Genomic DNA, 14,594 nt, shown 5'->3' on the forward strand with positions numbered 1-14,594 from the left:
GGTAGGTGACCTGCTATGATTCCATATGAACCTTGTATATTTCCTTTTAAGTTCTTAAAATAAGTTCAAGTGAACTTAAAATGGAGTTCCTTAAAAAATTGAACGAAAAAGGGATGAGTGAAAATTATATGGGTATAGGTGTCAGTCTATTTTTGTTTGCGGTGTTGATTTTATTTAGTGCTTTTTTCGTGGCTACCGAGTTTGCGATTATTAAAATCCGTTCCAGCCGGGTCGATCAGCTGGTCGTGGAGAACCGTAAAAACGCACTGGCGCTACAAAAAGTCGTCAATAATCTGGACGGCTACCTGTCCGCCTGTCAGCTTGGTATTACGATTACAGCGTTGGGACTCGGCTGGCTCGGTGAACCGACCGTAGTCAAATTGCTGGAGCCTCTCTTTCAACAGCTCAACATCAATGGGGATTTTTCACATATCCTGGCCTTTATTATTTCATTCGTCATTGTAACTTACCTGCACGTGGTGATCGGCGAACTGGCTCCCAAAACATTGGCGATCCGCAAAGCGGAAGCTGTCAGTCTGTTAACCTCCCCAGTCATCGTGTGGTTTAATCGGATTATGTATCCGTTTATTTGGCTCCTTAACGGCTCGGCCAATCGTCTGGTTCGTCTGTTTGGTCTTCAACCGGCTAGTGAGCATGAAGAAGCGCACTCTCAGGAAGAAATTCAGATCATTTTGTCCGAAAGCGTGGAAAGTGGTAAGATCAATAACACCGAATATGGCTACGTAAATCGTATCTTTGCTTTTGACGAGACCGTTGCAAAAGAAATTATGGTACCACGTACAGATATGGTATGCTTGTTTACGAATCGCTCGCTACAAGAAAACATGCTGACTATTCACGAAGAGCAGTATACCCGTTTTCCGGTGGCGACAGACAGCAAGGATCAGATCATTGGTATGATTAATACCAAACAGCTATTCCTTGAGTATGATCGCAATCCAGAGCTTGTTTTCGACAGTCTGATTCAACCGATCTTGACCGTTCCGGAAGTTATCCCCGTCAACACACTGCTGAAACGTATGCAGAAGGAGCAGGTTCATATCGCTCTCCTGGTCGATGAATACGGTGGAACCTCCGGCCTCATTACCATTGAGGACATTTTGGAGGAGATTGTTGGCGAAATTCGGGACGAATTTGATAAGGATGAACGGAAGGAAATCGAGAAACTGACGGAGAACAGTTATTTGATGGATGGTAAAGTGATGCTTTCCGATCTGAGTGATCTGACGGGCTTGACATTGGACGATGAAGACGTGGATACTGTCGGAGGGTGGGTGTATAGCCGGGTTCCGGAACCTAGACAGGGCAAGGAATTCATAGAAGAGAATGTGAAATTTATCATTCGTGAAATGGGTAAAAATCGTATTCGTCGGGTGGAGATTATTTTACACCACACATCCCCCGCATCTGAATTGGAAGCAGAATCGGACACTTCTTCCCGGGAGTGAACCGTGTGACCTGAGCGTTTATCTTTGCACTTGACACTTGTGTTCACTCCTACTGAAATGACATATTCCCAGGGCAAACGGCTTAGGTCGTTTGCCCTGCACGCGTGTAAGGAGGAGCTAGTAAAGTGGATATTTTATCTTCTATTATTATGGGAATTATTGAAGGACTGACAGAGTTTTTGCCGGTCTCTTCGACGGGTCACATGATCCTTACGGCTAATCTTCTAGGATTAAACACAGAGAATGATACGGTCAAAACGTTTGAGGTTATCGTACAATTAGGTGCTGTGCTGGCAGTCGTTGTATTATACTGGCGCAGATTCCTGAGCCTGTTTGATTTCAGACGCAAAATCTCGAGTCAGCCACGTCTAAACCTGTTACATATTATTTTAGCCATGATCCCTGCAGGCTTGATTGGCGTACTGTTCCGTGATGTAATCAAGCAATACCTGTTTGGTCCTGAAACGGTTTTATACAGTTTGGTGATCGGGGGCCTGCTCATGATCGCGGCTGAAAAATTTCATCCGCCTATTAGATCACATACGCTGGATGAGATCACGTACAAACAAGCATTTACCATCGGTGTGTTCCAAGTCCTAGCTCTGTGGCCAGGCTTCTCCCGTTCAGGATCAACCATGTCTGGGGGCCTATTCGCACGTGTAAGCCATACGGCAGCCGCGGAATTTACATTCCTCGTATCTGTTCCGGTCATGCTGGGTGCATCGGGTATTGATATGATCAAAAGTATGGATCATCTGTCTATGAGTGATTTCCCAGTGTTCGCGGCCGGCTTTATTACTGCCTTTATCGTCGGGATGCTGGCGATCAAAACATTCCTCGGTCTGCTCAAACGCTTGAGCCTGACTACGTTCGCCATTTACCGCTTCGTGCTGGCGGCTGTGTTCTTTTTCATTATTTTATAAGCCATCGTTTGGTACCAATAAATAGTAAAAGGGATATCCATAGGATCTGAATGATCAGCCTTGGATATCCCTTTTACTATTTTGCTGAAAGGAAAGATAGTCTGGAACTATCCCTATCATGCGTTCTGATTATTGTTTGGATTCCAGCGTAGTCAAATATTCCGAGATTTGAGCTGGCGTTTTAGCGTATTTGCTGTGCAAATGAGCAATTTTTTCGCCATTACGGAACACGAGCAGACTCGGAATGCCGCGCACTTGATTTTCTTCGGCAATCGGCTGGAATTTCTCCGCATCAAGCGCAAAGAAACGCTTATCTGCGTTTTCTTCAATAATGCCGTCCATAAATTTATCCAGTGTCTTGCAATCCGGACACCAGGTTGTATCAAATTTCACGACAGTCAGACCGTCACCATTAATTAAATCCTGATATTGCTGCTGAGATTCGATGCGTTCCATTCGTTGGTCCCTCCTAGAGTGTATTTATAACGTCTCCATATTCACATATGAATTATAAACCGAGGCTTATTCCTATATTGTAATGATTCTTTTATAAATTGCAACTGGGACGGGTACATGTTTGACACTTGTCCTATACTTGCTCGGATTAGCGATATTGCGCATCATACCGATTGGCTCGGCTGATTTGCTGTAGCGTCTGCCGCTCTTGCCTGGTTAGCGGTGCAATATCCGCAGCAGAAATATTATGCTCCAATTGTCCCAAAGAGCTTGCACCCGGGATCACAGCAGCGACAGTCGGATGAGACAGGCTATAACGGATCGCTGTCTGACCCATACTACGGTCCGCCCCTGCAAATGCCTTTAATTGCTTACGCACGTCCAGCAGCTCTGCTTCATTGTAGTCCAGATATCCCTTGGCTATCTTCCCTTCCCCCTCTTCAGCCAATACACCACTGGCCACTGGCCCACGTGCAATCACGCTAATTCCCCGCTCCTGAAGCAAAGACAGTACCTCTTCCTCTGCACGCCGATCCAGTAAACTATACTGATTCATAACACTAACGATATTCGAGCGTTTGACATATTCACGGATGACATGAGGGCGAATGGAGGAAATACCATAATAACGGATGACGCCCTCCCGCTGTAGTTGCTCAAAAGCCTCTATCGTTTCGTCTATCGGATCGTCAATTGTCCCTCCGTGCAGCTGATACAGGTCGATGTAGTCCGTTCCAAGGCGTCGCAGGCTCTCTTTAACAGCAGACAGGATATATTCCTTGGACGGATCCCATCCCCAGCCCTCCTGCCCCGGTATACGCCGGTTGCCGACCTTGGTCGCCAGGATGACCTCCTGCCGTCGTCCACGGATTGCTGTCCCCACAATTTCTTCATTGCGCCCATGCTGGTACAAATCGGCCGTATCCAACAGGTTTACGCCCCTGTCTAGCGCTTCATGAATCAAGTAAACACCTTGCTGCTCATCCGTACCGACCGACATACATCCCAAGCCAATCTCACCTACCAGTAAATCTGAAGATCCCAAGCGGTTTTTTTTCATTTATGCTCCCCTCACTTCCAATAACGTATAACTTTAAATTTTTAATATTCCTCTATTGAATCAATTTCATAAATGATTAAACTAACGAAATGTAAACCTCATATAGACAAATTAAACCATTTTGATCTATATGTACTCTTTATTAAAGCTACTCAAGGTATTATGAAATTGATTCTATTATACGAAAAAAAATATACAAAAAAAACAACCCCAAAGGCATAGAGACTCCACGCTCTCCAATCCTTTGAGGTTGTTGTATGAAATTCGTATTCCATTCATGCTATCCGAACAGCCATCGGACGGCCTTAGGAAATTGACGCTGAAAACAATCCACACGATGCACCGCATCCTGATCCAACTCAAGGAGCATATCTTTTGCATCCAGTCCCTGTGTCCGCAGCACCTCGTGTGCCTGGAGGGTCAGCGGAACCATATCTTTTTGTACATTCGTCTTCCCTTCACCTTCACGGGTCCCGACAGATATATAAAAGCGATGTATCCCATCCCTCACAGTTGCACAAGATGCAGATTGCATATAACCAATCATACCCGGATACCAATACGAGCCTGAGACGGAACCGACGCGTCCGAATATGTCCTTATACTTGAAGACGGCATACATGGAAATTAATCCGCCCAATGAGGCGCCGATGATTCCCGTATGCTCCGGTCCGGTTTTTACCGGATATCTCCCCTCGACGTACGGCATTACTTTTGTAACCACAAACGCCAGATAGGCATCTCCGTCACCACCAAAAGCAGGTCTTCCTTCTACTAAAGCAGCTGCCTTCCAAGGCGTATAATCATTCAGCCGATTTACGGGCTGAATACCTACCAGCACGACACGGGGCAACTCTCCCGTAGAAAAACCTCTTTCCAGCTCATCCAACCCGCTTAGAAATAAAGAGCTGCCATCCTGCACATACAGCACAGGATACAGCTCATTATGACTCACGGAGACGGGAGGTGTATAGACGTGCACAAGATACCCATCTAATGGAATTTCATCTACATGACCTTTCATCCTACACAGTCCTCCATGATGTGAATGTATTCATTACAGTGCAGCATCCATTTCCTTGATCATTTCAGACACAGATTCCAGACCATTACCTGACAGGTACCAGTAGTTAGGATCAAGGTATACAATATGACCGTTTTTAAATGCATTGGTTTTCTTCACCAGTTCATTCTCAATGGTTTGTTTACCTGTAACCTGTTCCTTGCCTTCCTCGACCACCACAGCCCCACGGTCAACAACAAAAATATAATCCGGATTTTTTTGCTGTACATATTCAAAAGAAACCTTTTGTCCATGCGTGGATACTTTAATGCCCGGATCTACAGGGGTTACGCCAAAAGCATCATGAATGATACCGAAGCGGGATTGTGAGCCATATGCGCTCAGGCTTCCTTCATTCGTCAGCACGATCAGTCCTTTAGCTTTGCTCGCTACAGCCTTGTCATGTACGGCCTTGATGGAGCTATCAATCGCAGCCAGCTCCTGCTTGGCAGCATCCTCTTTATCGAAGATTTTCCCCAATGTTTCAACGTTTTTCTTAAAGGAATTGATATAATCCTTGGTGTCTACAGCCATCGAAATGGTCGGTGCAATTTTACTCAACTCTTTATATGCATCAGCTTGTCTGCCGCCGATGATGATGAGTTCAGGAGACAGATCACTGATTTTCTCGTAATCCGGTTCAAACAGCGTGCCTGCACTTGCATATTTGGAATCTTTATATTTGCTCAAATACGTAGGAAGATCCTGCTGCGCTACTGCCGCAACGTCAACGCCCAGCTTATCCAGCGTATCCAATGAACCAAAATCAAAGACAACGACATTTTTTGGATTAACTTTGACTTGGACCGGGTTTTCATCCAGTGCGTGTTTGACCGAGATGGTTTTGGATTCCGTTGTTGCAGCAGAGGAGCCGTTTCCAGTCGCTTCCGGTGTTGCCGGAGCTGCTTTGCCACAGGCTGACACAATCAGTACCAATGCAAGCATTAGCGTTAAAAACATCATATTTTTCTTCATTTAACATTCCCCCTAAGTGAAATAAACGCAAATTTTATGGTCACCGATCTGTTGAATCGGAATATCCATATCGTACAAATCCTTTAATACCTGACTATCAATCATCTCGTCAGCCGTTCCTTGTTTTAGCAACCTGCCATCCTTCATCCCTACAATATAGTCTGAATAGCAGGATGCAAAATTAATGTCGTGCAACACGACCAGAATCGTTTTGCCCAGATCATCCACCAAACCGCGCAACGTCTTCATAATCTGAACCGAATGCTTCATATCCAGATTGTTCAGCGGCTCATCCAGCAGGATGTATTCTGTGTCCTGAGCCAAAATCATGGCAATAAAAGCCCGCTGTCGCTGTCCCCCACTAAGCAAATCAATATGCTTATCTTTCATGTCCTCCAGTCCCATGTAAGCCATAGACTGCTCCACCATTTTGCGATCCTCGCTGTTCAATCTGCCCTTGGAATACGGAAAACGGCCGAAGCTAACCAGCTCCTTCACGGTTAAGCGGATATTGACATCGTTCGTCTGTTTTAAAATAGATATCTTCCGGGCTAGCTCCTCACTTTTCGTCAGACTCACGGCCTGCCCGTCAATGAGGATTTCTCCCTCATCACTGTCAGTCAGGCGACTGATCATCGACAACAAGGTGCTTTTTCCAGCGCCGTTAGGTCCAATAAAGGAGGTAATGGTACCTTTAGGTACAGTGACGGATACCTGATCCACCACATTTTTATTCCCGTAGCGTTTGGATACGTTTCTGACTTCTACCATGACTTATTCTCCCGCAGCAAAAGGTACAGGAAGTACACCCCCCCGATAAAGTTAATAATGACACTGACCGTTGTCGATAAGTCGAATACTCTTTCTGCCAGCAGTTGGCATCCTGCCAACGCAATGACACTGACACAAATAGAGGCCGGAATAATATAACGATGCTGATAGGTTTTCATCACCTGATAAGCCACATTGGCCACAATTAACCCTAGAAACGTAATCGGCCCGACAAGTGCCGTGGATATGGAGATAAGAATCGCTACGATAATTAGCAGCCTTTTGATAATAAAACTATAAGGGAGCCCTAAATTAATCGCATGCTCTCGTCCGAGCGACAGCACGTCCAGATACTTGATGAATCTCCACGCATAAGCAAATACGAGCACAAGAATGAATACAGAAAGCCACAGTAGTTCGGTGTTTACATTACTGAAGCTGGCAAAGCTCTTGTCTTGGATTTTCGCAAATTCGTTCGGGTCAATCAGTACCTCCATAAAGGTAGACAGACTGTTGAATAGTGTGCCGAACACCAGACCGATCAGCAAAAGTACATAAATACCGCGTCCATCTTTGCGGAAAATTAATTTGTATAGCAGTCCTGCGAACAGCACCATCAGCCCTACCGACAGCAAAAAGTTCAATTCTTTGCTGGTCGAAATGAAAGGGACGGAACCAAATGCAAAAATAATCGTCGTCTGAATCAGCATATACAGTGAATCCAGTCCAATAATACCGGGAGTCAAAATCTTATTATTCGTAACCGTCTGGAAAATAACTGTTGCAAAAGCAATGGAGCCACCTGTCAGAATGAAGGCTGCGATCTTTTTCAATCGTCGTGGCAGCGCGTAATGCCAGGTATGTGGAAGATCTATAAACACGAAAGCAGCAATCAACACAAGCGCGGCAGCGGCTAATATTCCGATTTTTAATTTAGGATTCATAAGCCCTTCTCCTCAGCAGCAAATACAAAAACAACGCGCTCCCGATCACACCAACCGTAAGCCCTACAGAAATTTCATACGGATAAATGATCACCCGTCCCAAAATATCGCAAAACAGCACAAAGACGGCGCCCAAGATCGCTGTATGGGCCAGGCTTTTTTTCAGATTATCCCCCATATACATGCTGACCAGATTGGGTACAACCAGCCCCAAAAAGGGAATCGTTCCGACCGTTAAGATGACAACAGAAGAAACCAAAGCCACGATCACCAAACCGACATTGACGGTGCGCTTGTAATGTACACCCAAGTTGGCCGCAAAATCCTCACCCATGCCTGCAATTGTAAAACGATTCGCATATATGTACGCCAACGCAACCAAAGGAATACTAAGATATAGCATCTCGTAGCGACCACTCATGATTAGAGAAAAGTCTCCCTGCATCCACGAAGAAATGCCCTGGATCAGATTGTATTTGTAAGCAAAAAAGGTCGTTACCGAATTTAAAATGCCTCCAAACATCAAACCGACAAGCGGGATAAATACCGGGTCCTTGAAACGGATTTTATCCAGTATTTTCATGAAAATCAGTGTTCCCCCTAGAGCAAATCCGAAAGCCGTCAGCATCTTCGTCCAAAATCCTGCTGCTCCAAACACCATAATAGCCATCAGCACACCCAATCGTGCCGCATCCATCGTCCCTGCAGTGGTGGGAGAAACAAATCGGTTCCGGGTAAGCTGCTGCATAATGAGCCCACAGATACTCATACTCGCCCCTGCAATAATGATACTGATCAATCGTGGGAATCTGCTAATCAGGAGTACCTGCGCCTGATCGTTGGTTAAGTGGAACACATCAAGTGGAGTTACATCATGAACACCGATAAAAACCGAGGCGAAGGCCAGTACCAGAAAAGCCACTATTAAATAACGCAATTTCATGTTCTAACCAAGGGAGCCTGTTCTCCAACAACCTGTACCAAGCTTCGGCCCTGTCCTCCCCTCCAATAATGATAATGATTATCAAAATCAACTAGCATAAATTATATCAGTCATACCGTATCTGTCAATGTGATGAGGTTTTAAAGCAGGACAAAAAAGCTGCAGAGAACTTTCTCGACACCCCACCTGGACAACCCAATGAGCAAATAAGAGTAAAATCCGGTAAACTAGAAATAGAGAGTTTGGGAGCCCTTTTTTATGTTTATGGTGAGCAGTTCTGGAAACCGAGTTCATTAACTTTGGTTAGTAAAAAAATAGGAGGAGAATGATGAATCACATATTAATCATCGAGGACGATATCGCCTTGAGTAACGGTATTGTTCTTGCCCTTAAAGAACCTAACAACGTATTTACGCAAATGTATGACATAGCTACTGCAAAAGAACAATTGAACGTTACCGCCTTTGACCTAGTGATTCTTGATGTAAATTTGCCGGATGGAAGTGGACTCGATCTGTTAACCCATATACGAAAAAGAACAACTTTACCAGTCATCGTTCTGACTGCGAATGATATGGAAACAGATGTCGTCACTGGTTTTGAGCTGGGTGCTGACGATTATATAACCAAGCCTTTCAGTCTTATGGTACTGAGAGCAAGAGTTGGCGTTCAGCTAAAGAAATCCAGATACTCGCTTGCAGACTCCATTCAGCTCGACAATTTTTCCTTTTCATTCGAGAGGATGGAATTTACTAAGAATGGTACGCCCATTGAACTAAGTAAAACTGAACAAAAATTGTTGCGCATCCTATTCGATAATCGAGGCAATACTGTATCTCGCGATCATTTAGTAGACAGCATCTGGACTGATGGAGCTGAGTATGTAGGTGAAAACGCCTTGTCTGTTACAGTAAAAAGGCTACGTGACAAGCTCGAGGATCATCCTTCCTCCCCACAATATATTAAAACGGTTTACGGGCTGGGCTACACATGGGCGTTGAAATGACAACACTCCTATATATATGTATTGGAATTGCCGTTGTTGCTGTATGCACCGCTGTGTGTGCTATTATGCTTTATCGCAGGAGCATCCATAAAACAATGAAAACTATTGAGAACATGCTGGATGCCGCGATAAATGGCAGCTTCTCAGAGGATGTCTTTGATGAATCCGTTCTTTCTTCAATAGAAGCTAAATTTGTGAGATTTCTTTCCATTTGTTCCGTGTCCTCCAAAAATCTGCTTGCCGAAAAGAATAAAATAAATGAGCTGATTTCCGATATTTCACACCAAACGAAAACACCATTGGCCAACATCCTGCTTTATTCCCAACTACTTAGCGAATACGAACTATCACAGGATACCTCCACTTGTGTGAAAGCTCTATCTGCACAGGCCGAAAAGCTTAACTTTCTGATCCAGGCATTGTTGAAAACATCGCGGCTTGAAACGGGGATTATCACGGTATCGCCAAGGCGAGAATCTGTTCAAAAGCTCCTTGATGCTGCACTGGAGCAAATGATGCCAAAAGCTGACGCCAAAGGGATTTCAGTTGTTATGGAGGACACAGTTACCCATGCTTATTTTGACCTAAAGTGGACGAGTGAAGCTGTCTATAACATTATGGATAACGCCATAAAATATACAGAGACAGGCGGAAGCATGAATATAAAAGTAATGGCATACGATTTGTTTTGTCGAATTGATATTACCGACAGTGGTATAGGCATTGCAGAAGAAGAACAAGGTAAAATCTTTACCCGCTTTTATCGCTCCCCTACTGTTAACTCGCAGGAGGGTGTAGGTATTGGACTGTTTTTAGCTAGAGAAATCATCGCTGCGGAGGGGGGTTACATCAAGGTACGATCACGCTACGGCCGTGGTTCTACCTTCTCTATTTTTCTTTCTATGGATACTTAATTCTTTCAATACCGTTAGATTTCAGAAAGATTGTAGAAAGATCAGTGTGTTAATGTCTGTACTGTAGATGACTACGATACAGACATTTTTTTGTGGAGGAGAACGTATATGGGTCTATTGAAAACTCAGGCATTAAAAAAACATTATGGAAACGGAGATACTGCTGTTTATGCCTTAGATGGTGTGAATCTGGAGGTGGAAAGCGGAGAATTTGTCGCTATTGTCGGTACGTCCGGGAGCGGCAAATCTACCCTTCTCCATATGCTGGGTGGACTTGATCGTCCAACAAGTGGAAACGTTACGATTGACGGCAAAGATATTTCTACATTAAAAGACGAAGAATTGACTATTTTTCGCAGACGAAAGATTGGCTTTGTGTTTCAAAATTACAACTTGGTACCTGTCTTGAATGTCTACGAAAATATTGTGCTTCCTATTGAACTGGACGGTAAAGAGCCAGACAAAACCCACATAGATAAAATTGTACATACCTTGGGCCTTGACCACAAAATGAATAACCTGCCAAACAATCTTTCCGGTGGACAACAGCAACGTGTAGCTATTGCCAGAGCACTGGCAGCCAAGCCCGCCATTATCTTGGCAGATGAACCCACCGGAAATCTGGACAGTAAAACGAGTCTGGATGTGATGGGATTGATCAAAGTATCCAGCCAGCAGTTCCGCCAAACGATAGTGATGATTACCCACAACGAGGAAATTGCGCAAATGGCAGACCGGATCATCCGTATTGAGGACGGTAAAATTGTCGGCGGTGATGCCAAATGATCAAGGTAAAGAACAAAAAAGTAATCCGCAAGCTGGCAGATAAAAGTTTCAAAGTAAACAAAGCCCGTAACCTCTTTGCTATTGTTGCCATAGCACTAACCTCATTGCTATTTACAACACTGTTCACTATGGGGATTGGCGCTGGGGAAAACTTACAACGGGCGACCATGCGCCAGGTCGGTGGAGATGGACATGCCGTACTTAAATATATAACGGATGACGAATTTAATCATGTCAAGGATCATCCGTTGATCAAGGAAATAGCTTATAACCGTATATTAAGCGATCGAGTTATGAACGATAATTTTCTAAAACGCCATACGGAGTTCTGGTATTACGACGATGTAGGGATGAAGCTTGGTTTTATTGAGCTTAAAGAGGGGCACAAGCCTGCGGCGGAAAATGAAGTAATCGCAGACTCCAAGACGTTGCAGCTATTGGGTGTTCCACTGGAGGTTGGAGCACCTTTGAGACTAAAGCTTGACATACGAGGTAAAGAAGTACAGCGTGATTTTATCCTCTCCGGCTGGTGGAAAAGCGATCCTGTGTTTAACACAGGACAAATATTCGCCTCCAGATCCTATGTCGATGCTCATGCAAAGGAATTACAAAGCACCTATAAAAAAGATCATTTCTATACAGGAACCATTAGTGCATATATGATGTTCGACAATAGCCTTGATTTGCGGGGAAAGCTCAGTAAAGTGATTACCGAAAGCGGGTATTCGCTTGACGAAGATGCACCGAACTATATCGCGAATAATGTAAATTGGTCATACATCTCGACCAATTTTAGTATGGATGCGGGAACAATCATGGCACTTACTTCTGCCCTGATACTGATCGTATTTACCGGCTATTTGATCATCTATAACATTTTTCAAATATCGGTGATGCGAGATATTCGTTTTTATGGTCTTTTAAAGACGATCGGCACAAGCGGCAAGCAGATCCGCCGGATCATTCGCAGACAGGCGTTAGTTCTTTCAGTGATAGGAATCCCGTTTGGATTAATAGCAGGTTTTTTTGTCGGTAAAGCACTTATACCACTTCTTATGAACAACACTACCTTTGCTGGCACCGAGATATCGGTATCTCCCAACCCATGGATTTTTATAGGATCGGCTTTGTTCGCGCTCATTACCGTAATGATCAGCACTTTCAAGCCAGGCAGGATTGCGGCAGCTGTTTCGCCGGTTGAGGCAGTAAGATACACAGACGGAAATACCAAGGGCAGCCTTAAGCTGAAAAAATCCACCAAAGGCGCTAAAATGATCCACATGGCTCGCTCCAACTTGGGGCGCAATACAAAGCGTACCGTGTTGGTAGTCATCAGTCTTTCGTTGAGCCTTGTACTTCTTAACACGGCCTTCACCCTGTCTAAGAGCATTGATATGGATAAGTTTGTATCCAATTTCAATGACACCGACTTTCTCATTGCTCATGCTGAATATTTCCATAGCCCCTTTTTTAAAGGCCCTGAAAATGAGACCTCCGAGAGTTTTATTCAGGCTGTACAGACACAGCCCGGCTTTGAAGAGGGCGGTCGCTTGTACGGCGGCAAATTAGTGCTTACTGTCGAGAATGGAAAAGACACCCATGAGGACGATGTGACTGACTCTCGCGGCAACTTCATGGCGACAGTATATGGGCTGGAAGATTTACCATTGCACCGTTTGCAATTGCTAGACGGTGAGCTTGATTTTGAGAAGCTGGCTTCCGGTAAGTATATATTGGAAGGGGTAGATTTAGATGACCATAACATCCCCCATATGGAAGAAGCTCTTTATAAGGTGGGTGAAAAGGTCACGCTTCACAGTTATATGGGAGCAGCAGAAGCTCCGCTGGATAAAGAGTATACTACGCATGCATTCACAGTGCTTGGTCATGTTGCAATTAAATATATGACCAATTCTGATCGCCTTTCAGATAAGTATAATTTTTATCTTCCAGCGAATATTTACAAGCCGCTTGCGGAGCAACCTGCTGTGATGAGCTATGCCTTTAATGTATCCCCTGATCAGGAAGAGGCCATGGAGGTTTTTTTAAAAAGTTACACCGAAACTACAGAGCCGGTAATGAACTACACATCCAAATTTACTTCAATGAATGAGTTTTCCGGTATGCAAAACACCATCATGATGATCGGCGGCACGCTTAGTCTGATTATCGGCCTAATTGGTATCCTCAACTTTGTAAACGCAATTCTGACGAGTATATTGACACGGCGTCAGGAGTTTGCCATGCTGCAAAGTATCGGCATGACCAAAAAGCAATTGCGGGGTATGCTGATCTATGAAGGGCTATATTATGTTCTCGGCACCGCCCTATTCTCCATTTTATTAGGGATCATATTTTCTATTTTGATTGTGAAACCTTTTTGCAACTTGCTATGGCTTTTGAGCTATCACTTTATAATCTGGCCACTTCTAGCCTTATTGCCTTTACTGTTATTGCTTGGGATACTTATTCCAGTAGCGGTCTATTCTATGAACGACAAACAAAGTATTGTGGAGCGGCTTCGAGAATCAGAGTAGATTTACCGAGAAAGTCCATAATACCAGTGTGAATAATAAAAAGATGACTCCTGATCAATTCGAGGCCACCGAAAAACCAGCCTTTCGTGAAAAAAACAAGAACACGAATCAAAAAGACGACGGTTTATTCTGAATTCACAGAATGAACCGTCGTCTTTTCTCTTGCTCTCCGCCTCATGTGGCCCTTGCTTACTCCATCAGTTTCAATATTCGTTTTAAATTGACAGTGAATATCGCCATAGCCCCCTGGATTTCCATACCTATCAGACCCGAGGAGGACGCTACATCGTACCCGTGTCTGTGCTTCAGTTCACTATTCTTCGCCTCAATTTTGTATCGTTCTTTGGCCTTGGCTTTAAAGCTTTCGCTTTCTTGAAACGTAACTTCTTCAAATGCTCATGGCTTTTTATACTTTTTTGCCTTCACGCGCTCTGCGGATCGCCAGATGTCCAGCTTTGCATACGTACATTCCCGCATCTTTGTTAAACTCGAACTCGTCTTGTCGTGACAATAGGTTTCGTTCAGTTCCTCATAAATAAAGCTAAAGTCCACCAATTCGTCCATTCTTCCGTAACAGATGGTCTTTGGGAATCAACAGATTGTATAGTTCAATATATGGACTTAGGACCATGCTTTGCTGTTTCGGAAACACCGGAACCACCCGCCTTTATTTGGATATTTTAATTATACCGAAAAAGCGAGACAGTAACCTCTGTTATGGAGGAACTGTCTCGCTTTAGAGTTTAG

General features: G+C 44.2%; 13 protein-coding genes and 1 pseudogene. 6 read left to right on the forward strand and 8 right to left on the reverse strand.

The genetic code is table 11. From position 1 onward, the window contains the following. Positions 1-98 precede the first annotated feature (98 nt). Together BM358_RS20720 and bacA are read left to right on the forward strand one after the other, a co-directional pair. Entirely contained in the window at positions 99-1,469 is a 1,371-nt protein-coding gene (locus BM358_RS20720; RefSeq protein WP_028541809.1) for a hemolysin family protein, read from the forward strand. Between the two features lie 125 nt (positions 1,470-1,594). Then, positions 1,595-2,392: an undecaprenyl-diphosphate phosphatase gene (bacA, locus tag BM358_RS20725; RefSeq protein ID WP_028541808.1), complete on the forward strand. Its 798-nt coding sequence runs from the start codon at positions 1,595-1,597 to the stop codon at positions 2,390-2,392. A 129-nt stretch (positions 2,393-2,521) separates the two neighbouring features. Here bacA and BM358_RS20730 read toward each other — a convergent pair whose 3' ends face one another. The 7 genes from BM358_RS20730 to BM358_RS20760 all read right to left on the reverse strand — a co-directional run bounded on the left by BM358_RS20730 (position 2,522) and on the right by BM358_RS20760 (position 8,604). Beyond that, a complete protein-coding gene (locus BM358_RS20730) occupies positions 2,522-2,848 on the reverse strand; it encodes a thioredoxin family protein (protein ID WP_013312008.1) in 327 nt (108 codons plus the stop codon). Positions 2,849-2,996: 148 nt separating this feature from the next. Continuing rightward, the gene (locus tag BM358_RS20735; protein WP_028541807.1) at positions 2,997-3,908 is read right to left on the reverse strand and encodes an aldo/keto reductase; all 912 of its coding nucleotides are present in this window, start codon (positions 3,906-3,908) and stop codon (positions 2,997-2,999) included. A gap of 280 nt (positions 3,909-4,188) precedes the next feature. After that, positions 4,189-4,932 (reverse strand): alpha/beta hydrolase, encoded by a 744-nt coding sequence (locus tag BM358_RS20740; protein ID WP_028541806.1) that lies wholly within the window; start codon positions 4,930-4,932, stop codon positions 4,189-4,191. Positions 4,933-4,965: 33 nt separating this feature from the next. Next, the gene (locus BM358_RS20745; protein ID WP_028541805.1) at positions 4,966-5,946 is read right to left on the reverse strand and encodes a siderophore ABC transporter substrate-binding protein; all 981 of its coding nucleotides are present in this window, start codon (positions 5,944-5,946) and stop codon (positions 4,966-4,968) included. Between the two features lie 12 nt (positions 5,947-5,958). After that, positions 5,959-6,717, reverse strand: a complete 759-nt coding sequence (locus BM358_RS20750) for an iron ABC transporter ATP-binding protein (RefSeq protein WP_028541804.1) — start codon at positions 6,715-6,717, stop codon at positions 5,959-5,961. Beyond that, positions 6,711-7,661: an iron chelate uptake ABC transporter family permease subunit gene (locus tag BM358_RS20755; protein ID WP_028541803.1), complete on the reverse strand. Its 951-nt coding sequence runs from the start codon at positions 7,659-7,661 to the stop codon at positions 6,711-6,713. Before BM358_RS20755 ends, BM358_RS20750 begins: the two co-directional genes overlap by 7 nt. Next, complete coding sequence (locus BM358_RS20760; protein ID WP_028541802.1) at positions 7,651-8,604, reverse strand: ABC transporter permease; 954 nt, start codon at positions 8,602-8,604, stop codon at positions 7,651-7,653. The genes BM358_RS20755 and BM358_RS20760 overlap by 11 nt, the downstream gene beginning before the upstream one ends. A 328-nt stretch (positions 8,605-8,932) precedes the next feature. On the opposite strand from BM358_RS20760, the gene BM358_RS20765 reads away from it, so the two are divergent. The 4 genes from BM358_RS20765 (at position 8,933) to BM358_RS20780 (ending at position 13,847) form a co-directional block, all read left to right on the forward strand. Continuing rightward, on the forward strand, positions 8,933-9,610 hold the full coding sequence (locus BM358_RS20765) for a response regulator transcription factor (RefSeq protein WP_028541801.1): 678 nt from the start codon (positions 8,933-8,935) through the stop codon (positions 9,608-9,610). Beyond that, positions 9,607-10,524, forward strand: coding sequence for a sensor histidine kinase (locus BM358_RS20770; RefSeq protein ID WP_028541800.1), 918 nt, complete (start codon positions 9,607-9,609; stop codon positions 10,522-10,524). The genes BM358_RS20765 and BM358_RS20770 overlap by 4 nt, the downstream gene beginning before the upstream one ends. A gap of 108 nt (positions 10,525-10,632) precedes the next feature. Beyond that, positions 10,633-11,310 (forward strand): ABC transporter ATP-binding protein, encoded by a 678-nt coding sequence (locus BM358_RS20775; protein ID WP_023990360.1) that lies wholly within the window; start codon positions 10,633-10,635, stop codon positions 11,308-11,310. Continuing rightward, positions 11,307-13,847 (forward strand): ABC transporter permease, encoded by a 2,541-nt coding sequence (locus BM358_RS20780; protein WP_028541799.1) that lies wholly within the window; start codon positions 11,307-11,309, stop codon positions 13,845-13,847. Before BM358_RS20775 ends, BM358_RS20780 begins: the two co-directional genes overlap by 4 nt. A 189-nt stretch (positions 13,848-14,036) precedes the next feature. Here the strand turns inward: BM358_RS20780 and BM358_RS20785 are convergent. After that, positions 14,037-14,352, reverse strand: a pseudogene (locus BM358_RS20785) (transposase); the annotation flags it as partial. Between the last annotated feature and the right edge of the window lie 242 nt (positions 14,353-14,594).

The sequence above is a fragment of the Paenibacillus sp. cl130 genome, assembly GCF_900116035.1.
GTDB lineage: Bacteria > Bacillota > Bacilli > Paenibacillales > Paenibacillaceae > Paenibacillus > Paenibacillus polymyxa_B.

Bases quoted from the DNA above. Each gene is read 5' to 3' on its own strand.
- BM358_RS20770 (WP_028541800.1), top strand. From the start codon at position 9,607: ATGACAACACTCCTATATATATGTATTGGAATTGCCGTTGTTGCTGTA.
- BM358_RS20730 (WP_013312008.1), bottom strand. From the start codon at position 2,848: ATGGAACGCATCGAATCTCAGCAGCAATATCAGGATTTAATTAATGGT.
- BM358_RS20765 (WP_028541801.1), top strand. From the start codon at position 8,933: ATGAATCACATATTAATCATCGAGGACGATATCGCCTTGAGTAACGGT.
- BM358_RS20735 (WP_028541807.1), bottom strand. From the start codon at position 3,908: ATGAAAAAAAACCGCTTGGGATCTTCAGATTTACTGGTAGGTGAGATT.
- BM358_RS20780 (WP_028541799.1), top strand. From the start codon at position 11,307: ATGATCAAGGTAAAGAACAAAAAAGTAATCCGCAAGCTGGCAGATAAA.
- BM358_RS20750 (WP_028541804.1), bottom strand. From the start codon at position 6,717: ATGGTAGAAGTCAGAAACGTATCCAAACGCTACGGGAATAAAAATGTG.
- BM358_RS20775 (WP_023990360.1), top strand. From the start codon at position 10,633: ATGGGTCTATTGAAAACTCAGGCATTAAAAAAACATTATGGAAACGGA.
- BM358_RS20745 (WP_028541805.1), bottom strand. From the start codon at position 5,946: ATGAAGAAAAATATGATGTTTTTAACGCTAATGCTTGCATTGGTACTG.
- BM358_RS20755 (WP_028541803.1), bottom strand. From the start codon at position 7,661: ATGAATCCTAAATTAAAAATCGGAATATTAGCCGCTGCCGCGCTTGTG.
- BM358_RS20760 (WP_028541802.1), bottom strand. From the start codon at position 8,604: ATGAAATTGCGTTATTTAATAGTGGCTTTTCTGGTACTGGCCTTCGCC.
- BM358_RS20740 (WP_028541806.1), bottom strand. From the start codon at position 4,932: ATGAAAGGTCATGTAGATGAAATTCCATTAGATGGGTATCTTGTGCAC.